This is a genomic window from Blautia sp. MCC270 (genome assembly GCF_018785605.1).
GTDB lineage: Bacteria > Bacillota > Clostridia > Lachnospirales > Lachnospiraceae > Blautia_A > Blautia_A fusiformis.
On record NZ_WQQD01000001.1, the window covers coordinates 1 to 21,409 of the forward strand.

At 46.6% G+C, this 21,409-nt stretch carries 17 protein-coding genes and 1 other annotated feature; of the genes, 2 read left to right on the forward strand and 15 right to left on the reverse strand.

The features are described from left to right. Positions 1 to 174 precede the first annotated feature (174 nt). Both GPK58_RS00005 and GPK58_RS00010 read left to right on the forward strand, forming a co-directional pair. Positions 175 to 2,946 (forward strand): heavy metal translocating P-type ATPase, encoded by a 2,772-nt coding sequence (locus tag GPK58_RS00005; protein WP_256443677.1) that lies wholly within the window; start codon positions 175 to 177, stop codon positions 2,944 to 2,946. Between the two features lie 134 nt (positions 2,947 to 3,080). After that, a complete protein-coding gene (locus GPK58_RS00010; protein ID WP_022427364.1) occupies positions 3,081 to 3,392 on the forward strand; it encodes an ArsR/SmtB family transcription factor in 312 nt (103 codons plus the stop codon). Positions 3,393 to 3,472: 80 nt separating this feature from the next. On the opposite strand, the gene GPK58_RS00015 is transcribed toward GPK58_RS00010, so the two are convergent. From GPK58_RS00015 to sigE, 15 genes are all read right to left on the reverse strand, one after another. Next, on the reverse strand, positions 3,473 to 5,590 hold the full coding sequence (locus GPK58_RS00015) for a glycoside hydrolase family 13 protein (RefSeq protein WP_215637978.1): 2,118 nt from the start codon (positions 5,588 to 5,590) through the stop codon (positions 3,473 to 3,475). Positions 5,591 to 5,876: 286 nt separating this feature from the next. Further along, entirely contained in the window at positions 5,877 to 7,724 is a 1,848-nt protein-coding gene (gene ftsH, locus GPK58_RS00020) for an ATP-dependent zinc metalloprotease FtsH (protein WP_022427362.1), read from the reverse strand. Positions 7,725 to 7,740: 16 nt separating this feature from the next. Next, on the reverse strand, positions 7,741 to 8,268 hold the full coding sequence (gene hpt / locus GPK58_RS00025) for a hypoxanthine phosphoribosyltransferase (protein ID WP_015527123.1): 528 nt from the start codon (positions 8,266 to 8,268) through the stop codon (positions 7,741 to 7,743). Further along, entirely contained in the window at positions 8,265 to 9,707 is a 1,443-nt protein-coding gene (gene tilS, locus GPK58_RS00030; protein WP_215637980.1) for a tRNA lysidine(34) synthetase TilS, read from the reverse strand. The genes hpt and tilS overlap by 4 nt, the downstream gene beginning before the upstream one ends. Positions 9,708 to 9,732: 25 nt before the next feature. Then, a complete protein-coding gene (locus GPK58_RS00035; RefSeq protein WP_044960946.1) occupies positions 9,733 to 11,226 on the reverse strand; it encodes a SpoIIE family protein phosphatase in 1,494 nt (497 codons plus the stop codon). A 119-nt stretch (positions 11,227 to 11,345) separates the two neighbouring features. Beyond that, entirely contained in the window at positions 11,346 to 11,660 is a 315-nt protein-coding gene (locus GPK58_RS00040) for an FtsB family cell division protein (protein ID WP_021650636.1), read from the reverse strand. A 111-nt stretch (positions 11,661 to 11,771) separates the two neighbouring features. Beyond that, positions 11,772 to 12,053 (reverse strand): sporulation protein YabP, encoded by a 282-nt coding sequence (gene yabP, locus GPK58_RS00045; protein WP_044960948.1) that lies wholly within the window; start codon positions 12,051 to 12,053, stop codon positions 11,772 to 11,774. A 90-nt stretch (positions 12,054 to 12,143) separates the two neighbouring features. After that, positions 12,144 to 12,383 (reverse strand): RNA-binding S4 domain-containing protein, encoded by a 240-nt coding sequence (locus GPK58_RS00050; RefSeq protein ID WP_015527118.1) that lies wholly within the window; start codon positions 12,381 to 12,383, stop codon positions 12,144 to 12,146. Positions 12,384 to 12,456: 73 nt separating this feature from the next. Then, positions 12,457 to 12,750, reverse strand: coding sequence for an HU family DNA-binding protein (locus tag GPK58_RS00055; protein WP_227573730.1), 294 nt, complete (start codon positions 12,748 to 12,750; stop codon positions 12,457 to 12,459). A 119-nt stretch (positions 12,751 to 12,869) separates the two neighbouring features. Then, entirely contained in the window at positions 12,870 to 14,603 is a 1,734-nt protein-coding gene (locus GPK58_RS00060; RefSeq protein ID WP_015527116.1) for a phospho-sugar mutase, read from the reverse strand. Between the two features lie 101 nt (positions 14,604 to 14,704). Continuing rightward, a complete protein-coding gene (locus GPK58_RS00065; protein ID WP_173741780.1) occupies positions 14,705 to 15,676 on the reverse strand; it encodes a hypothetical protein in 972 nt (323 codons plus the stop codon). Positions 15,677 to 15,735: 59 nt separating this feature from the next. After that, on the reverse strand, positions 15,736 to 17,076 hold the full coding sequence (locus GPK58_RS00070) for a CCA tRNA nucleotidyltransferase (protein WP_215637981.1): 1,341 nt from the start codon (positions 17,074 to 17,076) through the stop codon (positions 15,736 to 15,738). A gap of 364 nt (positions 17,077 to 17,440) precedes the next feature. Next, a complete protein-coding gene (gene proS / locus GPK58_RS00075; RefSeq protein WP_015527114.1) occupies positions 17,441 to 18,880 on the reverse strand; it encodes a proline--tRNA ligase in 1,440 nt (479 codons plus the stop codon). 158 nt (positions 18,881 to 19,038) lie between these two features. After that, positions 19,039 to 19,248: a binding site (T-box leader), on the reverse strand. Positions 19,249 to 19,479: 231 nt separating this feature from the next. After that, the gene (locus GPK58_RS00080; protein WP_252195729.1) at positions 19,480 to 20,637 is read right to left on the reverse strand and encodes an alpha-L-rhamnosidase-related protein; all 1,158 of its coding nucleotides are present in this window, start codon (positions 20,635 to 20,637) and stop codon (positions 19,480 to 19,482) included. Positions 20,638 to 20,677: 40 nt separating this feature from the next. Then, the gene (gene sigE / locus GPK58_RS00090) at positions 20,678 to 21,403 is read right to left on the reverse strand and encodes an RNA polymerase sporulation sigma factor SigE (protein WP_015527110.1); all 726 of its coding nucleotides are present in this window, start codon (positions 21,401 to 21,403) and stop codon (positions 20,678 to 20,680) included. Between the last annotated feature and the right edge of the window lie 6 nt (positions 21,404 to 21,409).

The following is a 21,409-nucleotide window of genomic DNA, read 5'->3' on the forward strand; positions in this document are numbered from 1 at the left end:
ATTTTTTCAGAATATATTAATATTTTCTATATTTCTTTTGCAATAAATTTTACTTTTCTTTGATCCGTTCTTTGAAAAGCTGTTGACAAAGATTTTTATATATGATTAAATAGTCATATGAACATTAATTCATATATTCATATAAAAACAAACGAATCAGCAAGGAGAGTTCATATGGAAGAAAAATTAAAGAAAGATTCCATGAAGTCCGCAGATTCCTGCGGCTGCGGTCACGAGCATGCGCATCACAGCCATGATGAGCATGAAGAACATCACGATCATGAGCACCATCACCATGATGAGCACTGCGTCTGTGGTTGCGAGAATCATGACCATGAAGATCATGAACATGAGCATCATCACCACCATGACGAGCACTGCGTCTGTGGTTGTGAGGATCATGAACATGAAGATCATGAACATGAGCATCATCACCACCATGACGAGCACTGTGGTTGTGGCTGCGAGGATCACGAGCACGAACATCATGCTCACGAGCACCTTCACCACCATGACGAGCACTGTGGTTGTGGTTGCGGAGATCATGAGCACCACGATCACTCCCACAATGCTCTCACCGCAAAGCGTGTCTACATTCTGGAGAACCTCGGCTGCGCTCACTGTGCTTCCAAAATGGAGGAACGGATCCAGGCTCTTGAAGGCGTCGAAAGCGCTACCATTACTTTTGCAACAAAACAGCTTCGCTTAGGGGCTGCAGATCCAGACGCTCTGCTTCCGCAGATCCGCAAGATCTGCACATCCATTGAGTCTGAAGTTAAAGTTGTTCCGAGAAATCCAGCTCCGGCAGCTTCCACTGACACAACAACTAAGACCTATCTTCTGGAGAATCTAGGCTGCGCTCACTGCGCTTCCAAAATGGAGGAACAAATTGCAAACCTTGAAGGCATTTCCGAAGCAACCATCACTTTTGCAACAAAACAGCTTCGCTTAACTGCAAAGAATCCGGATCGATACCTGGAGCAGATCCGTAAGATTTGTACATCCATTGAATCCGAAGTTCTTGTAAAAGAAAAGGATCCGAAGCCAAAGACTCAGTCCCCAACAACAGCGACTCACCAAACCGCTTCCAGGAAGAAATTTTTCTCCAAGGAAAACGTAGATATCATCTGCATTATCATCGGTGCAGTACTCTTCGTTGCCGGAGAGATCATGGAACACAAAGGCTTTGGTACCAGTGCCACTCTTCCTGTATTTGTGATCGCATACCTGGCGCTTGGGGGTGTTATCGTTGTAAAAGCTGCCAAAAACATCTCTCACGGACAGATTTTTGACGAAAACTTTCTCATGAGCATTGCAACACTTGCCGCTTTTGCCATCAATGATTCTGCTGAGGCCGTAGGCGTTATGCTCTTTTACCGCATCGGCGAGCTTTTTGAGGAAAAAGCCGTTGAACGAAGCCGCGGGCAGATCATGGATGCCGTAGACCTTCGTCCGGAAGTTGTAAACCTGGTCACAGGCGATGATATCCAGGTAATTCCCTCTGAAGAGGCTCAGATCGGAGACATTCTTCTGGTCCGTCCCGGAGACCGCATCCCTCTTGATGGTATCGTAATTGAGGGAAACAGCCGTATCGACACTTCTCCGATCACAGGAGAGCCTGTACCGGTTGCTGTAAATGAAGGTGATGAGATCACTTCTGGTTGCGTCAACACTTCCGGCCAGCTTAAGATCCGCGTGGAAAAACCTCTGGAAGAATCCATGGTCACTCGTATTCTGGATTCCGTAGAAAACGCGGCAGCAAGCAAACCGAAGATCGACCGCTTTATCACACGTTTTGCCAGGGTTTATACTCCTTGTGTTGTAGGAATCGCAGTGGCAACTGCCATACTCCCATCCCTTGTTACCGGAAACTGGCATTACTGGATCTACACAGCCATTACTTTCCTGGTAATGAGCTGCCCTTGTGCTCTTGTACTTAGTATCCCGCTGGCCTTCTTCTCTGGGATTGGTGCCGGTTCCAAAAAGGGTATCCTTTTCAAGGGTGGCCTTTCCATCGAAGGATTAAGTAAGCTCGGCGCTGTGATCATGGATAAGACCGGTACTATCACAGAGGGTAACTTCCAGCTTCAGAAGGTTGTTGCCACCGGTAAATACACGGAAAATGAACTCCTTTCCATGTGTGCAGGCTGTGAACAGAACTCCACACATCCTATTGCGAACAGCATCGTTGCTGCCGCAAAGGAACGTGAGATCCAATTTGAAAAACCGATCTCCCTGGAAGAAATTTCCGGTCACGGGATCGTTGCGGAAATGCCGGAGGGAAAAGTTCTCTGCGGAAATCGCAAGCTGATGGATAAATTCGGAGTTACAATCGGAGAATTAAAGGAAGCCGCTTACGGCTCTGAAGTATTTATGGCAGTAAACGGAACCTTCGCAGGATATATGCTGATCTCCGATACCATCAAACCTGACGCAAAGGAAGCCATTGCTTCTCTGAAAAAGCTTGGTCTCCACACCGTTATGCTCACTGGAGACTCCGAAGACAGTGCACAGGCTGTAGGAAAAGATGCCGGGATCGATGAGATCTATGCAAAGCTTCTTCCGGAGGATAAGCTCAATGCCCTGAAAAAGGTCCGCCAGGCACATGGAACGGTTATGTTTGTCGGTGACGGTATCAACGACGCTCCTGTTCTTGCAGGTGCTGATGTAGGTGCTGCCATGGGAAGCGGTGCAGATGCTGCCATTGAAGCCGCAGATGCCGTATTTATGAATTCCAATGTAGATGCGATCCCTCAGTCCATTGCCATTGCACGAAGCACAAACCGTATTGCATGGCAGAACGTAATATTTGCCCTGGTGATCAAGATCGCAGTTATGATCCTTGGTCTTGCCGGACATGCCAACATGTGGATGGCCGTATTTGCAGACACTGGCGTTGCCATGATCTGCGTGCTGAATTCCATTCGTATCCTGTATAAAAAATAAGATCCGTTCTGCAGGGCAGATATCCTGCAGCGGATCCCTGTGCATCCATACACCTCCCCAGTGATGCAGAAAAGAATTTGACCGGTGCGTTTTTTTCAGCTACAATAGAAGTTAACAGTTTGGAGGATGCGCAAATGAAGAAAACACATATAGATTACCCGATCAATGATGATACACTGTACCGGCTTGCCGACCTGTTCAAGGTTTTCGGTGATCCTACCAGGATCCGTATCCTGTACGTACTTTCTGTGGAAGAGCTCTGTGTTCAGGATATTGCCGATCGTCTTTCCATGACCCAGAGTGCCATTTCCCATCAGCTCCGGGTACTGAAGCAGATGTCACTGGTCAAATTTCGAAGAGATGGAAAAACCATTTACTACTCCCTAGCAGACAGCCATGTGGCAACCATCATGAATCAGGGGCTGGAACACGTTACAGAAGAATAACGCATAAAACACAATGCAAAAAGCCAATCCGCTTCCCAATGGAAGAACAGATTGGCTTTTTTCTCTGCCTTACTCGTGCATCATTTGTATTTATCCCTCGCCCTGTGGTGAAGCACCATCGCTCCGTATGCAGGCATCTTCACCTGAAGAATCCCTGCATCTGCAATATATTCTTCCGGCATTTCCGTATAACCCTCTCCGGAAGAAAGCATCAGGCGCTGAAAAGCCGTTGCTTCTTTCCGGCTTACACCGGTTTTCCAGGCTGTTACCCTTATGTCTCTCTCCTGATCCTGATTATTAAGGATCACTATAATCTGTTCAGAATCAGAAAAACGACCATAGCTCAAGCCCTGATGATCGTTCCACAGAAATTCTAGGGAACCCTTTGCAAGAATCGGATATGCCTTGTGTATGCAGATCATACGTTTATGAAAGTCCAGCATCTCCTGGTCTTCTTTTCCCCAGGGATACGTTCTGCGGTTATCCGGATCTGTAAAGCCGCAGACGCCGGCCTCATCCCCGTAATATACCGTAGGCGCACCAGGCCACGTCATCTGGATCACAACAGCCTCTCTCATGATGGCAGAATTGATGCCTGCAGATGCTGCCTCTGCGCCTGCGTAGGAAAGCCTTCCTACTCTGTGATTGGTCCTTGTCAAAAATCTGGAATGGTCATGGTTTGAAAGCTCATTCATGGCTCCATAAAGCGCTCCCATATGCAAAGACTGCATATGATGCTTCATCGCCCCGATAAAGGCCTCACTGTTGCCATAAAGGTCCTCCCGGTACTCATCACTGTGCTTCTCCATTCCGGTCAGGAACCAGGTTACAGGCTCCATAAAAGCGTCATAGTTCATAACCGTATCCCACTCATCGCCGCGAAGCCAGCTTTCCGGATTTCCGTAGTGTTCTGCAAGGATCACTGCATCAGGATTGGCTTCTTTTACTGTCCTCCGGAACTCTTTCCAGAAGTGATGGTTAAAATCATTGCTGTGGCCCAGATCTGCAGCTACATCCAGTCTCCAGCCGTCTACGTTATACGGCGGCGAAACCCATTTTCTGCCCACATCAAGGATCGTCCGGCAAAGCTCCTCAGATTCTTCGTAGTTCAGCTTTGGCAGGGTATCATGGGTCCACCAGCCGTCGTAGGTTGGATTATATGGCCAGCGGTTCTGATCCTGGAAGCAGAAGAAAGAACGATAAGGGCTGTCCGCCGAAACATAGGCCCCCTTTTCGTAGCCTTCCTGATTTTCGTAGATCCGTTCCCTGTCCATCCATTTATTAAAGGATCCGCAATGGTTAAATACCCCATCCAGGATCACTTTCATCCCTCTTCTGTGAATTTCCTCCACAAGCTCCTGAAAAAGCTTATTACTGGCCTCCAAATTCCGTTTATCGGTCACACGGCGGATATACTTAAGGGCATGACTATTGTCACTGTCTCCGGGACTTAACAGACCATCACAGTCCTCTACGATCCTTCCGATATGCGGATCGATATGATCGTAATCCTGACAGTCATACTTATGGTTGCTAGGAGAGACAAAGACCGGATTCAGATAGATCACATCCACTCCAAGCTCCTGAAGATAATCCAGCTTATCCATAACTCCCTGAAGATCGCCGCCATAAAATTCCCGGACACCCATCACAGCCGGAACCTTTTCCCAGTTATCCACTTTTACGGAAGTGTCCCCGATATAGAAATATTCCCCTGTTTCCACATCATTGGAAGGATCTCCGTTACAGAAACGATCCACATAAATCTGATACATCACAGCACCCTTCAGCCACTCAGGCACATGATATCCGGGATAGATCTCAAATTCTGTCCTTTCCTCATGTCTGATGCTTACACCATTTGTATCATAATAACAGGTAACAAGTCCTGAATGGATCTCAAAGTAATATCGTACAAGATCTTTTCCCATTACGATCTGTGCAGTATAATAATCAAAGCTTCCGGAAGTTTTTTCCCGCTTCATTTCCAGATATTCTCCGTCATGCACAAGACAGACGTTGTCCACGTTATTTCTCTGGGTACGAAAACGGATCGTAACTGTATCATCTTCCCGCGGCTCCACAGGTGTACGGTAATATTCCGTCCCGTCACTGAACATTGCGTCTTTATTTAATACCGGACTCATATTGAGTATATACCGCATCTTCTTTGCAGTCTCCATGCTTTCATATAACATTCTATCTTCCTCATTCCGTTTTTAGTACCATGTTTTAAATATATTATCTTAATTTTTTCCATCCCGCAAGCATATATATCTGTTTTCTCCGTAATTCATCTTTTATTTTTGGGCAGTAAAAAAGGCAGCTGGTTAAGCTGCCTTTTTTGGAGAAGGTATTTCTTCTTATGGGGTGTAGCAAAAACTATATAATGTATTGGGGGGTTTTTACGGTATTTATAGTACCATGTGTCCACCAAAAAGTGTGCACAAAGTTCACAAAATTCAATATTTTTTTTTGTGCATTTTATTCGTTTGTTTTTGCAACCTCTTCTTTTTCTGTTGTAAAAAGTGCTTCAAACTCTTCACGATGTATCTTTTCCTTCTCGAGAAGAAGGGCCGCACAGCTGTGAAGAACGCCGATATTCTCACGGATGATGCTCTCTGCATTCTCATGGCACTCACGGATGATACGGGAAATCTCCCCATCGATCTCTCTTGCCACTTCCTCACTGTAGCCTCTGGTATGTGCCAGATCACGGCCGATAAATACCTCATCGTCATCGTTGCCGTAAGCGATCAGACCGATTTTTTCAGACATACCGTATTTCATTACCATAGAGCGTGCAGTCTCTGTGGCACGTTTGATATCATTGGAAGCACCGGTGGTGATATCTCCGAAGATGATCTCCTCAGCCACACGTCCGCCAAGAAGCGTGGTGATATCCTCCAGCATTTTGTTCTTTGTATTAAACATCTCATCATTATCCGGCAGCGGCATGGTGTAGCCGGCAGCTCCCATTCCCGTAGGGATAATGGAAATGGTGTATACCGGATCCATATGAGGAAGTACATGGAACAGGATCGCATGGCCTGCTTCATGATAAGCTGTGATCTTTTTCTCTTTATCAGAGATGACCTTGCTCTTCTTTTCTGCACCGATCCCGACCTTGATGAATGCTTTCTTGATATCCTTCTGCATGATATAAGGACGGCCCTCTTTTGCAGCATCAATGGCAGCTTCGTTAAGAAGATTCTCCAGATCTGCACCTGTAAATCCTGCGGTTGTCTGGGCAATCTGGCGAAGATCCACATCATCTCCCAGCGGTTTGTCCTTGGCATGGACCATAAGGATCTCTTCTCTGCCCTTGACATCCGGGCGTCCTACACCGACTTTACGGTCAAATCGTCCCGGACGGAGGATCGCAGGATCCAGAATATCCACACGGTTGGTCGCTGCCATTACGATGATTCCTTCATTTACTCCAAAACCATCCATCTCTACAAGAAGCTGGTTCAACGTCTGCTCTCTCTCATCGTGGCCGCCGCCCATACCGGTTCCTCTCTGACGGGCTACCGCATCGATCTCATCAATAAAGATGATGCACGGTGCATGACGCTTGCCCTCTTCAAAAAGATCTCGTACACGGGAAGCACCGACACCAACAAACATCTCCACGAAATCGGATCCGGAAATGGAGAAAAACGGAACTCCGGCCTCTCCTGCAACTGCCTTCGCGAGAAGAGTTTTACCTGTTCCCGGAGGGCCCACAAGGATCACTCCTTTCGGGATCCTGGCACCTACCTTGGTATACTTCTGTGGGGATTTCAGGAAATCCACCACTTCCTCCAGATCCTCCTTCTCCTCCTGAAGACCTGCAACATCCTTGAACGTTACTTTCTTATCATCAGGGGACGACATCCTGGCTCTGCTTTTTCCGAAGTTCATCATCTTCGCATTGCTTCCGCCGCCTCCAGACATCTGCCGGTTCATCATCATAAAGAAAAAGAGAAGGATCGCGCCGGTAAGCACTACCGGAAGTACTGTTCCGATCATGGAGCTGTCCTTGGGTACATTGCGGATCGTCGGATCGATATCATGTTCTTCAAGAAGCGCCTCCGCTTCCTTTACATCGGTTACGTAGACTGTCTTCTGACCATCTGAAACAATGTTTGCTGTTACATAACCGGTGGGCACTTCTCTGTTCTGATGGATCACCGCATCCGTCACTTTGTCTTCTTCCAGAGCCTTTTCCAGCTGGCCCATTGTGTAGCTGCCCTGGGTAGATACCTGGTCATTGAGATACAGATATCCTGCGATCAGTGCCACAATAAGCAGAAGGTACAGGCCTATCTTACCTGAATGCTTGCTCACTTGGTTAAATCTCCTTTCAGTCCTGAAGCTCCACTACTCCGATGTAAGGAAGGTTTCTGTATTTCTGGGCATAATCAAGTCCGTATCCTACTACAAACTCGTCCGGAATATTGAAGCAGCAGTAATCTACCTCTACATCTGTCACACGTCTCTCCGGTTTGTCAAGAAGTGTACAGAGTCTGATGCTTGCCGGATGTCTGCCCTTCAGGATACGCAGCAGATAGCTTAAGGTTCTGCCTGAATCAATGATATCCTCTACAATCAAAACATCTTTCCCGTCCAGTGGCTGATCCAGATCCTTGACGATCTTTACAACACCGCTGGATTTCGTATCATCACCGTAACTGGACACAGACATGAAATCCAGTGTTACCGGGCGTGTGATCCTCTTGGCAAGCTCACACATAAAGAAAACGCCGCCTTTCAGAACGCAGATCATGTGTACATCTTTTCCGTCATAATCCTTGTTGATCATATCTGCAACTTCCTGGATACGGGCATCTACCTCTTCTTCACTGAGTAAAACCCTGATTTTTTCGCTCATGCTAAAGCTCCTCCTTGGTAATGTAATTCTAACACTCTCCCTGTAGTGAAAGTGATCTTATACTTCTCGTTCATCCGTCCTCCCGGGATCCAGAGTATCTCAGATCCTACTGCAACAACCGGAAGCCTGTCTCTCATCTCCGCCGGAATCTTCTCATCAATAAAGATCCGGTTCAGCTTCTTTCTTCCGCCTTCACTGTTTACAGTAAGATAATCTCCCTGTCTTCTGGTCCGAACGCATGGACTATTTTTTATTTTATCATAATCAAACCATTTCGTATACTTTTTTTCTTCAATCTTCTGTTTCTTATAAGAAAAAATTTTCGACTCAAAAACTCCGAAAGGACTTTCCAGAATTCCAGGTACCGGAAGCTCCATAGACATTTCTATGAGACCTGCCGATACTTTTTTTTCAGTGGAAGCATCGTTCTCTCTGTCTGATGCAGAGTTCTTTTTCAGACATACCCCTCCGTACTGTCGTATTACCCGCAGCGATTCCGGAAGGTTGATATAACGACCGTTTTCTTTTTTTTGAAGCGAAAGGACCTGGTCCACATGAAGAGATGTAAAGTCCTTACGTTTTCCTGACAGTATCTCAAACGCCTCCATCACCGCATATTCCTGAAGGATAGGATCCTGTGCAAAAAATTTTTCATCCAGAAGATAGCCATTTTCTTTCCGGCAGCCTGCCAAAAGCTCCCTTCCCTTTTTCTGAAGATACGAATCTGCCTCTGCCAGAACCCGTGCGGTTTCTGCCATATGCTCCACCGCTTTTGCATTGATCTTCTGTTCCATAGCTGGAAGAATATGGTTACGGATCCGGTTTCTTGTATAGTCATCTGAAAGATTGCTGCTGTCTGTGATATAGGAAATACCTCTCTCTTTCAGATAATTGACGATCTCCTTCCGTTCTAAACACAAAACCGGCCGGATGATCTCACCATTTACCGCCTGTATCCCGGAAAGTCCCCGGATACCGGTTCCCCTTGCCAGATGATGCAGCATAGTCTCTGCCAGATCGTTGCGATTATGTGCCAGCGCAACCCGGAACTGTCCGTTCTTTTTTGACTGTTCTCCGGAAAAACCAAGTCTCTTTTTTTCCTCCTGAAATGCCTGTTTTCGCACGATCCTTCCGGTTTCTTCTTCTCCCAGCTTCCACTTTCCGGAAAGCTCCGGAACCGGATAATGCCTGGACCGGAAAGGGATTCCCCAATCCCGGCAGATTTTTTCCACAAACTGCTCATCCCGGTCCGCCTCCTGGCCCCGGATCCCATGATGGACATGAACCACTTCCATGGAAAAACCGATCTCTTTCTGAAGACTTTTCAAAATATGAAGCATTGCTATGGAATCCGCCCCTCCGGAAACCCCTGCCACAACCATATCCTCTGCTTTCAGCATCCGATTGTCTCTGATATATTTTCTTACACGTGTGATCATTTTTTCTCCTGTAACCAAAAATACTCTATTTTTTCCACAATCCTGCCACAACTACTGTCATATCATCCCTGGCATGATAATCACTGTATCCCAGGACCCTTTCCAGTATTCCCCGTCCCATCTCCCTGGGCTCTTTTTCCCGGACATCCATAATGATCTCCTTCATGGTTTCCTCTTCCCGTTCTGTAGGAAGTGCATCCAGAACTCCATCTGTCATCATGATCAGATAATCTCCATGATAAAGCTTCCTTGAGGCAGTATCAAAATCCAGCTGCTGGACCAAGCCTGCTGCAAGATTTTCCGAAGCAATGGATTCCACCCAGTGATCTCTTTTAATAAATGTGGAAGACGCCCCTGCTTTCAGAAAATCACAGATCCCGGTATAAAGATCCACCGCACAGATATCGACAGTAGAAAACATCCCTTCCCGTCCTTTCAATAGCAGTGCGGAATTCACCATTCTGGCAGCTGTTTCCTGAGAAAAGCCGGATTCCAGAAATTGTTCCAGAAGTTCTACCACGATCTCGCTTTCTTTAAACGCTTCTATTCCGGAACCCATCCCATCAGACAGACAGAGAAAAAACCTGCCATCCTCTTCCTGACGACAGATATAATTGTCTCCGGAAACCTTTTCCGCTTCTCTTGTAAGCCGCGCTACTCCGTAAAGCATCTGATAACTGACATCCTCCACAAAATGGACCATACGAAAATCTCCATTTACAATACTGCGGCTGCCGGCGTCCGGCGTCATGGAGCTTCCGCAGATCCTGGACAGGATCTGTGCGATCTCTGTCATGGAAACACACTGTCCGCTCCTGGCTCTCAGATTCAGAAATATCTGCCGTCTTCCTTCGATCTTATCCATGACCCAGACATTCTTTACAAGTACATGCTTTTTACGAAGAGCCTTTTTCAGATCTTCCTGAAACTGCGGATCTGCCGGCATGATATCATACAGCTCTTCTGCCATATGATCCATGATCCTCGAGATTTCCGTCAGCTGCTGTGCAACTGCAAGCCGGCTTTCGATCATCCGGTTATCCCACACGAGATTCTGCCTTTCTTCACGAAATCCCTCATTCAGGACCTGAAAATACTGGGCGGAACGGCCACATGCTCCCATCCATTCACTGCGTGCTCTCTGGATACTCTCTTCATTGCCTTCCTCCATGGTACGGATCATATTCTCACTGCCCCGCATGGTTTCCCCGGCACGCTCTCCCCAGCAGATCTCTCTCTGATAACATCTGGAACATACAGCCGCACTGGTGTCCGATATGATACGGTTCAGCTGTCCTCCGCTCAAAAATTCCTTACGGTAAGGCATTCCGTAGAATGTATCCGCAAGCTTCCGGAAGGATGCTGCATACCGTTCCACTTTTTCCTTCTGGGGATGGCTTTCACAAAGCGGCAGCATTTCTTCTTTTTCCTTCGTTTTTCCCGAAAAGACAGTTTTTGCCATGTCCCGGAGTATCAGCAGTATGCTGACTACGAGCATGGCAATGATCCATTCCTGCATATTTTCCCCTCCCCTTATAACCTTCACTGACTGAACATTATAAAGGAAGATCCCTGAAATATCTGTCAAAGCCGCACGAAAATGTCAAAAAAAATTTCGTCGAAACCTTTGATTTTCAGCTATTTTTCTTCCTGAAACACGATCTCGTTGTCTTTCACAAGTCCCAGCTTCTCACGAGCCGCCTCTTCCACATATTCGTCGGTCTTCATATGTTCTTTCTCTGCTTCGATCTCCTTGGTACGTTCCTTCTCACTTTCAATGGACTTCTCCAGTGCTGTAGCTTTGGAATCATAATAATCCCTGCGCCGTTCCAGAGTCTTACTCTGCAGCATAAGGCTTCCCAGCAACACCAGTGCGATCACCATGATCCCCGCCATGCCAAGATAATTATATCCGATCCTTTTTTTTTCTTTTCCATTTTTTGGATTTTTCAATCTGCTGCTCCTTTTTTACACAATCTGATCTCTTTACCTTTTACGAGCTTATACATCCAAATTTTACAACTTCTTCAAAAAAATATCAACCGGTTTGCTGTCATTTTAGCTTTAATGGAACAGTCTTTTTAAAAGGGATCCTTCTTTTTTGTCCTTTTTCCTGCCAAGATAGGTAAGACTGTCGATTTTTCCCTCCAAGCTAAGCTGCCCGCTTTTCAGATCAAGATGTTTTACATGAAGTCCTTCGCCTTTTATGGATAACTTTCCTTCCTCTGTATGCAGCAGTATTTCTTTTTCATCGAAAGAGATCACCTCCCGGATTCCCGTTATGGTGCCGCCTTTCTGCCGCTCCAGCATCAGACTGTGAAATGCTGCCGGTTTCTTCTCGTCCAATCCATACCTCCCTGGGGATGATTTCTCTTTTATTTTATGAAAAATCCATCCGGAATAGACCATCAAGCCCAAACGGCAGCTGTCCCTGCATCAGATATAGCGGAACATGCTTTCCACCTCATCCTTTTTTACCGTTTCCTTAACTTCCAGGACTTCAACCTTTACATTACGGCTTCCAAATTGGATCTCCACAGTGTCACCGGTCTTTACCTGTACAGAAGCCTTGGCCGGCTTGTCATTGACCAGAACTCTTCCTGCATCGCAGGCTTCATTTGCCACCGTACGGCGTTTGATCAGTCTGGATACTTTCAGATATTTATCAAGACGCATAATTTTTCCTCCTAAAAAAGCAGGGGAAACCAAAAACCGGTTTCCCCTGCCGTTATCACTCTGAACCAACAGATTATTTACCGTTGACAACGTCCTTTAAAGCTTTTCCTGCTTTGAACTTCGGAGACTTGGAAGCCTCGATCGTCATGGTCTCACCAGTCTGAGGATTTCTTCCCTCTCTTGCAGCTCTTGTGCTTACTTCGAAAGTTCCAAATCCAACCAGCTGAATCTTCTCGCCTTTTTTCAGTTCATCTGTTACAACATCGATAAAAGATTTCAGAACAGCTTCTACATCTTTCTTGGAAAGATTGGTGTCTTTCGCCATTGCTGCCACTAACTCTGTTTTATTCATGGTGTTTCCTCCTATAATTGATGTTCTCTTATTTTTGACTTTGCTTTATATATATACCGCTTTTGGCTTATAATGTCAAGGTTTTTCGCATATTACAGGCGGAATGTGACCATTTTATCATTTCATGGAATCAATCATTTCATGGAATCAACCATTTCAAGAACCGCCTTGCCCATTGCATCAGATTTCTCGTCTGCATCTGCAAGAGATGTTCCCTTAACGCCATAATAGAATTTAACCTTAGGCTCTGTTCCGGACGGTCTTACGCAAACCCATGCATCATCGGTAAGCTCATAGTAGAGAACATTGGAATTCGGAAGTCCTGTCGGCTTCTTCTCACCTGTTGCAAGATCTGTGATCTCATCCAGCTTGTAGTCACGTACAGCAGTCACCTTATGTCCGGCAAACTCAGCAGGCGGATTCTGACGAAGTGTTGTCATGATCTCCTGGATCTTCTGAAGTCCCTCGATACCCTTCATGGTAACTGCCTGAATGGCATCCTTATAGTAACCAAACTCCTCATACATATCGATCATTGCATCCCAGAGAGTCTTGCCCTGTGTCTTATAGTAAGCAGCAGCTTCGCAAAGTGCCATGGTAGCAACAATGGCATCCTTGTCTCTTGCATAGGTTCCGATAAGGCAGCCGTAGCTCTCCTCAAATCCGAAAAGATATGTACCCTTGCCACTGTTCTCAAATCCGAGGATCTGCTGTCCGATGTATTTGAATCCGGTAAGTACTTCGATAAGATTCACGTTGTATCCCTTGGCAATGGCATCTGCCAGGTTTGTTGTAACGATAGTCTTTACAAGAGCTCCGTCCTCCGGAAGGCTTCCGTTTACAGCCTTTCTCTGGCTCAGCTCATAGTTTGCAAGAAGGCATCCGGACATGTTACCGGTAAGATCATGGTACTCTCCGTTTTTATCCTTTACGCGGACGCCAAGACGGTCTGCATCCGGGTCTGTGGCAAGTACGATGTCTGCATCCACTTCCTTCGCAAGCTTCAGGCCAAGCTCAAATGCCTCTGCTGCCTCCGGGTTCGGATAGCTGACTGTCGGGAAATCCCCGTTCGGAAGCTCCTGCTCCGGTACTACATATACATTCTCAAATCCAAGCTCTTTAAGGATTCTTCTGGCCGGGATATTGCCGGTTCCGTGAAGAGGTGTGTAAACGATCTTCAGGTTCCTGCCCTCTGCCTGGATCGCATCCATATGGATGATCTGTTTCTTAAGCTCTGCCATGTAAGCATCATCGACAGCCTGTCCGATCACTTCGAAAAGTCCTGCCTTTACTGCGTCTTCCTTGTCCATGGTCTTTACGGTATTCCAGTCGGAGATTGCCTTTACCTCGCCCATGATACCGGAATCATGAGGTGGTGTGATCTGCGCGCCGTCCTCCCAGTAAACCTTGTATCCGTTGTATTCCGGAGGATTGTGGCTGGCTGTTACGTTGATACCTGCCACACAGCCCAGATGACGTACTGCAAAGGAAAGCTCCGGTGTCGGACGAAGTGTCTCAAAGATATAAGCCTTGATCCCGTTTGCTGCCAGGCAAAGTGCTGCTTCCTGGGCAAACTCCGGTGACATATGACGGGAATCATATGCGATAGCAACTCCCTGGGATTTCTTGTCAACCTTGGCAATATAGTTGGCAAGTCCCTGGGTTGCTCTTCTTACCACATAAATATTCATACGGTTGGTACCTGCGCCGATGATACCACGCAGGCCTGCCGTACCAAACTCAAGATCCATATAAAAACGCTCTTTGATCTCATTTTCGTCGTCTTTGATCGCTTTCAATTCTTCTTTTGTCGCCTCATCGAAGTATGGGTTTTCAAGCCACTGATTATAGATTTCTTTATAATCCATGTTCCAAAATACCTCCCTGTTTCTTTATATAAGATACTTAATATTATATAACAATTTTCAGAAAAAGGGAAGTTTTGTTTTTGTCACATTCAGAATCATTACTACCTGAAGCACTGTTTTGAAAATTCCTCCCACTGTTTTTTCTGATGGATCAGGGTTCTCAGCTTTTCCACATTTTTTCCGGAGATCACAGCCTTGTTATGTGTATAATAATGATTTGCCAGTTTCCAGTATTTTTCCGGATAACAGAACCGGACTCTCAGGTTCTGCCACTCAGACTCCGAGAGCGGCCGTACGGAATCATATGCAGAAAGCATCTTCTGCGCGAGGTGCAGATCCCAACTGTATTTCTCCAGGATTTTCCGCATAAAGCGGTACAGATCTGCCATCTGCACATCAAAGCTCCAGTGACTGAAATTCGTCACCGCTGTGTTTTTCCCAAGTATCAGCACATTATGCTGATTATATTCGCCATGACAGATACTGCCGCTTTGAAGAGACTGCTGCCGCAGATTTTTATAATCCGTGGTTTCCAGCATAGCTGCCGCTTCTTCTCCTTTTTGCAGAAACCATTCCACGCTTTTCAGATAATCTTTCTCAAAAGAATTGACCGCTCCTTTTTTTCGGATAAAACGGCGTATTTTTTTCATTTCCTGATTATGCCGGATATATTCTTCCTGCAGATTTCTTCCCGCATAATCCATTTCCACAGGAAGCTGCATGATCTTGTGGATCTGTGCCAGAGTCCGGATGCTTTTTAAAATATCGTTTTCGGATCTCGTGTCACATTCCCGTCCCTCAAACCAGATCTGTGCAGTATATGGAACAGAATCTTTGTCCCTGCTTACCAGTACGCCTTCCCTGTTTCTGAGATAGGCGTCCACAAGACAGTTCTGTTCTTTCATTTTTTCAAGAAGTTGCTGCTGCATGGAAAGCTTTTTTTCCGAGCCATGAAATTCCCGGAGTATCACCGGACCTTTTTCTGTCCGGCACAGAAGTGCCCCCCGCACCCTGCCTGAGAATGAAGCCGTAAGCCCATACTGCTCCAGCACGCTCAACCCATAATCATACAAAAAAGTTCCCCCCTGCCTTATTTTACGTTCTATTTTATGCAGGGGGGATTTTTGTTATTCTATTCGGTTTTTATGCTGTCTTTTTCTGCTGTTTCAAGAAGTTTTTCTTTTGTATTAAGGGTTGGATCTTTCAGCACACAGTCAAGAAGTCTTTCGAGCAGTGCTCCCAGTGCCGGTCCGGCCGGATGTCCTGCCTTTATAAGATCTTTTCCGGAAACTGCCAGGGTTTTCAGAGATGTACATTCACCTCTTTCAAGAATCCCCTGATAAGCTTCCGTCACACCGCTTAACCGTGCCAGCTTCTCCTCCCTCCTGTAAGTACTCTGGGATAAAAGATCTGCCTTCTGCACTTTCAGATACAGCGGAAAAAGCTCTTCTCCGATAAGATTCACAGCTCTCCGCACATCCTCAGCGTCCGGAGTGGGACGAAGATCATGATACCGGATCAGACGACAGGTATTTCGGATCGTTACATTATCAAATTTCAGACGGCGCAGGATCTTTCCTGCCAGCTTTTCGCCTGCCGGTCCGTGAGTCTTAAAGTGGTCTCTTCCATTCTCATCTGTCTTTTTTACAACCGGCTTGGCAATGTCATGAAGAAGCATGGTGATACGAAGAAGCCTGTCATTCTCGATCTCCGTAAGGCTTTTCAGGATGTGCTCGCCTACGCTGCAGCAGTGATGGGGGGTATTCTGCGCTGTTTCCATACAGGCATCAAATTCCGGAAGAAATTCCCGGGTAAGGCCTGTCTCCCAAGCTGTCCGGAGGTAATCCGGATGATCGGATACCAGAAGCTTTACAAGCTCTGTCTGGATACGCTCTGCACTGACATGCTCCAGGTTCCCCGACATCCGCGCCAGTGCCGCTTTCGTATTCTCCTCCACAGTAAAACCAAGCTGTGCGGAAAAACGCACTGCACGGAGCATCCGAAGAGCATCCTCTGTAAAACGTTCCACCGGATCCCCGACACAACGGATGATCTTCCTATTGATATCCTCCATTCCGCCAAACAGATCCACCAGTCCATGCCCCGGATGATAAGCCATGGCGTTAATGGTAAAATCTCTTCGTTTCAGATCTTCCTCAAGACTCCTGGTAAAGGTCACGGCATCCGGGTGACGGCCATCATGATATTCTCCGTCCACACGGTAGGTTGTCACCTCAAAGCCCTCTTTGCCCATCATTACAGTTACTGTTCCATGCTGGATCCCCGTATCTACAGTTCTGTGAAAAAGCTCCTTCACCTGCTCCGGAAGTGCGGAGGTAGTGATATCCCAGTCCCCAGGCACCCGATCCAGGATGGAATCCCGGACACAGCCGCCAACAACATATGCCTCATAGCCGGCTTCATTGAGAATATGTAGGATCTGTTCTACTTTTTGTGGTATGTTAATCGTCATAATAACTCCTCTTGATGATCGCTGCTGTCCGTTCAAAACACGTTTACATTTCGCTGTATTATCTCCATGTCAGCAGCCGAATAATATTCTGATATGTTTTCCTTAACGCTATTATAACATAGATTCATAAAAACAGCGGAGCATATTTTGCCCCGCCGTTGTTTCTGCAATATGGTTCCTGTTCACTCCGTTCTCAGTAACACGCTTCGCGATGCACAGAATTTATGCTGATCGCATAAATTCGCGCGGTATGTCTCGGGTTTTCTGTGACCTTCGCTCACACAAAACACCTCGCGGGACATTACCAGTGAACAGTAACGCAATATGATCATCCCACTTTTTTGAAGTGGCCTGCTGTATTTTTTTAGTATGCACGTCCCCAGTAAACCATTTTCTTAGCCGGTTTTCCGCAGCATACGCAAACGTCGCTTAACTGCTCCTGCTCAAACGGCATACATCTGGATGTTGCCTGGAAATCTTCCTTGATCTTGTCCTCACATGCACGATCACCGCACCACATAGCTTTGATGAATCCCGGTTTGCTGTTGATGATCTCACCGAACTCCTCATAATTCTTTGCTACGTAAGTATGTGCCTCTCTGTGTGCACGTGCGCGCTCCAGCATATCATGCTGAATGGTATCCAGAAGCTCTTTTACCTTATCTGCAAGTTCCTCGAAGGATACTGTGTATTTCTCACGGGTATCTCTTCTGCAGAGAACTGCCTGACCGTTCTCGATATCCTTCGGTCCACATTCCACACGAAGCGGGATACCACGCATCTCCTGCTCAGCAAACTTGAATCCCGGGCTCTTGTCTGTCGCGTCAACCTTTGCACGGATACCTGCTGCCTTCAGTGCTGCAAGAAGCTCGTCAGCCTTCTCCATAACCCCTTCTTTACGCTGCTGGATCGGGATGATCACAGTCTGTACCGGAGCGATCCTCGGAGGAAGAACAAGTCCGCTGTTATCACCGTGAACCATGATGATCGCACCGATCATACGGGTTGTCATTCCCCAGGATGTCTGGTGAACATATTTCAGTGTATTATCTTTATCTGTGTACTGGATTCCGAATGCTTTGGCAAAGCCATCTCCAAAGTTATGGCTTGTACCGGACTGGAGAGCCTTACCGTCGTGCATCAGAGATTCGATGGTATAAGTAGCCTCAGCACCTGCAAATTTCTCCTTGTCTGTCTTCTGGCCTTTGATGACCGGAATCGCAAGAACTTCCTCGCAGAAGTCTGCATAGATGTTCAGCATCTGGATGGTACGCTGCTCCGCTTCCTCAGCTGTTGCATGAGCAGTATGTCCCTCCTGCCACAGGAACTCTCTGGAACGAAGGAAGGGACGTGTTGTCTTCTCCCAACGGACAACGGAACACCACTGATTATATACCTTTGGAAGATCTCTGTGGGACTGGATCTCTTTCTGGTAGAAATCGCAGAACAGAGTCTCAGAAGTCGGACGCACGCAAAGTCTCTCCTGCAGCGGATCAAGGCCGCCATGAGTCACCCATGCAACCTCCGGAGCAAAACCTTCTACATGATCTTTCTCTTTATCAAGAAGAGACTCCGGGATAAAGATCGGCATGTAAACGTTCTCTACACCGGTTTCTTTAAATCTGCGGTCAAGCTCATGCTGGATATTCTCCCAGATCGCATAACCTGCAGGTTTGATCGCCATACAGCCCTTAACACTTGTATAGCCACAGAGCTCAGCCTTCTTAACAACGTCTGTATACCACTGAGCAAAATCCTCATCCATAGATGTGATGGCCTGTACTAATTTCTTTTCTTTTGCCATGATAAATCTCCTTTTTCTTGTGATCTGTTACATATTGCCGGCTGTCAGGCAGCCACAGCAATCCGGAATCCTTCCAGCTCACTCTTCTGTCCCATAAACCGTACACTGCATTTACAATCCCGTTTTACGGACAAAAAAATAAGCCATCCAAATCCCTCACAAGGGACCGAATGACTTCGGCGGTACCACCCCAGTTAACAGCCTGAAAAGCTGTTCTCTCAACACCCGTTAACGCCGGAAACACACGCCACGCTTCAATCACGCAGAGCTCCGAGGCCGGTTCCACAGTTCACGCACAGGATCCTTCCACCAAAGCAGATCCCTCTCTGAGATAATTCCCTGTGTACTATTCTCATCATCGCCGTATCTTTGATATATTTTAGGCGAAAACCGCCTCAAAGTCAACCCCAAACAAAAAAATATAACAAGTCTCCCTGCTATGAGTTACTGTTCACTCCGTTCTCAGTAACACGCTTCGCGAGGCACAGAATTTATGCTAATCGCATAAATTCGCGCGATATGTCTCGGGTTTTCTGTGACCTTCGCTCACAAAAAACACCTCGTGGGACATTGGCCAGTGAACAGTAACTGCTATGCTCCTATTCCTTCACAGACACAGCCGGCATCTCCAGATACCTGTTCAGATCTTCTGTGAGAATATGGAGCTTAGTTCTGGTATCCTGTTCCTGGTACGTCAGCCGGCCTGCGATCCTGGTGATATAATCCTCTTCTTCGATGATCTCACAGGTCTCAGGAAAATTAATATCATAATACTGTGCAAGATAAGATACCCAGTAATCCACCGGCACATGTCTATCTGCGGATAACACGGATTCTCTTCTGAGACAGGACTCCCACACTGCCGGTGAGATCAGCCCTTCTCCTGCATCTTTCTCAGAGACTCCCAGCATGGCTTCAACAGACGCCTCCAGCTTTACTCTGCAGTTATCCAGCTTATCGGCATCTCGTATCAGTTTTGCATGGAAAAGTGTTCTTGCATCGTGGATTCCTTCCAGTTTGAAATCACTGTGCTTCCGAATTGCTGCATCAATCAGCTCATCAAATTTATCATCCTCCACGAAACGCCGGATCAGCTTCTCCTCCCCGAAGAGAAGTTCTGCACCGAACACGGCATGATCCATGGTTCCCGGCTCAAAGCTGTGAAATCTACGGATCTGCTCAAAACGGCCAATATCATGAAGCAGACCGATCAGCTCCGCAAGTTCCACATCTTCACCGGAACATTCCATTTTTCTGGCAATCTCTCCTGCGTATTTCACCACGCCATAGGTATGTACGATTTTCAGACAGATCTGTTCATCCTCCCGGTCGTATTCATCCAGATATTTTTCGAATTCCTGTTTTGCATGTGCAATGTCGATCATTCTGCCACACCCCTTCTTCTTTTGTTCATTCTGTAGCCCTGTAAACACTCTGTATTTATTATATCGAAGGTCTCTGACAAATTCTACTGTATTTCCCGGAATTTTAAATCTTCTCGCTGCTGCCGAATGACTTCCCTGCTCAAGGAGCCAATTATCCCCTTCGTTTCCGGAAATGATATCCGGAACAACATGGGCAACACCGCCCTCCTCTGTCTGGTCTGCCTCCACATCACGGAGCCATTTTCGGTAGAAGGAATAGGTATTTTCAAGGAAGCATGCCGTACGGCAGAAGATTTCTGCATCACCGGTCCATCCAAGACGCGCATCTCTCTGTGGTGTCTCAAAAATATTTTTTGGTTTTACTTCCTCCATAAGGGAAACCTGTCCGGTAAACCGTTTTTTCCGGTTTCATCTATTCATACTTTACGATTTCTTTCCGCAGCCGCTTCATGATCCGCTTTTCTAGGCGGGAAATGTAGGATTGCGAAATTCCTAAAAGATCCGCTACCTCCTTCTGTGTTTTCTCGCTTCCTTCCCGGTTTCCGATACCGAATCGCAGACGGATGATCATCTGTTCCCGCTTTGTCAGTTTGCTGATGGCTTTTCCAAGAAGTGCGATCTCCACCTCATCTTCCAGACGTCTGGAGATCACATCGTCATCCGTTCCCAGAATATCCGAAAGCAGCAGCTCATTTCCATCCCAGTCCACATTCAGCGGCTCATCAATGGAAACCTCCATCTTTGTTTTGCTGTTTCTCCTCAGATACATCAGGATCTCATTTTCGATACATCGTGATGCATAGGTAGCAAGCTTGATATTTTTTACCGGATCAAAGGTATTGATAGCCTTTATGAGCCCTATGGTTCCGATGGAGATCAGATCCTCCACACCTACCCCTGTATTATCAAATTTCTTTGCAATATAAACCACCAGCCGTAGATTATGCTCGATCAGAACCGACTTTCCCTCTTTTTCCTTTTCTGTTCCCAGCATTTCGATCACTTCAGCCTCCCGTTCCGCTGACAACGGCGCCGGAAGGATATCATTTCCACCAATATAAAAAACCTCTCCCGGACGATTGAACATAAATTTCCGGATCACCTGAAACGGATAGGATCTTGCAGCTGCTCTGTTCATAACATA

Excerpts from the sequence above, each read along its gene's own strand:
- GPK58_RS00005 (WP_256443677.1), top strand. The coding sequence starts at position 175 with ATGGAAGAAAAATTAAAGAAAGATTCCATGAAGTCCGCAGATTCCTGC.
- GPK58_RS00010 (WP_022427364.1), top strand. The coding sequence starts at position 3,081 with ATGAAGAAAACACATATAGATTACCCGATCAATGATGATACACTGTAC.
- GPK58_RS00015 (WP_215637978.1), bottom strand. The coding sequence starts at position 5,590 with ATGTTATATGAAAGCATGGAGACTGCAAAGAAGATGCGGTATATACTC.
- hpt (WP_015527123.1), bottom strand. The coding sequence starts at position 8,268 with ATGAGCGAAAAAATCAGGGTTTTACTCAGTGAAGAAGAGGTAGATGCC.
- tilS (WP_215637980.1), bottom strand. The coding sequence starts at position 9,707 with ATGATCACACGTGTAAGAAAATATATCAGAGACAATCGGATGCTGAAA.
- GPK58_RS00035 (WP_044960946.1), bottom strand. The coding sequence starts at position 11,226 with ATGCAGGAATGGATCATTGCCATGCTCGTAGTCAGCATACTGCTGATA.
- GPK58_RS00050 (WP_015527118.1), bottom strand. The coding sequence starts at position 12,383 with ATGCGTCTTGATAAATATCTGAAAGTATCCAGACTGATCAAACGCCGT.
- GPK58_RS00060 (WP_015527116.1), bottom strand. The coding sequence starts at position 14,603 with ATGGATTATAAAGAAATCTATAATCAGTGGCTTGAAAACCCATACTTC.
- GPK58_RS00070 (WP_215637981.1), bottom strand. The coding sequence starts at position 17,076 with ATGACGATTAACATACCACAAAAAGTAGAACAGATCCTACATATTCTC.
- proS (WP_015527114.1), bottom strand. The coding sequence starts at position 18,880 with ATGGCAAAAGAAAAGAAATTAGTACAGGCCATCACATCTATGGATGAG.
- GPK58_RS00080 (WP_252195729.1), bottom strand. The coding sequence starts at position 20,637 with ATGGAGGAAGTAAAACCAAAAAATATTTTTGAGACACCACAGAGAGAT.
- sigE (WP_015527110.1), bottom strand. The coding sequence starts at position 21,403 with ATGAACAGAGCAGCTGCAAGATCCTATCCGTTTCAGGTGATCCGGAAA.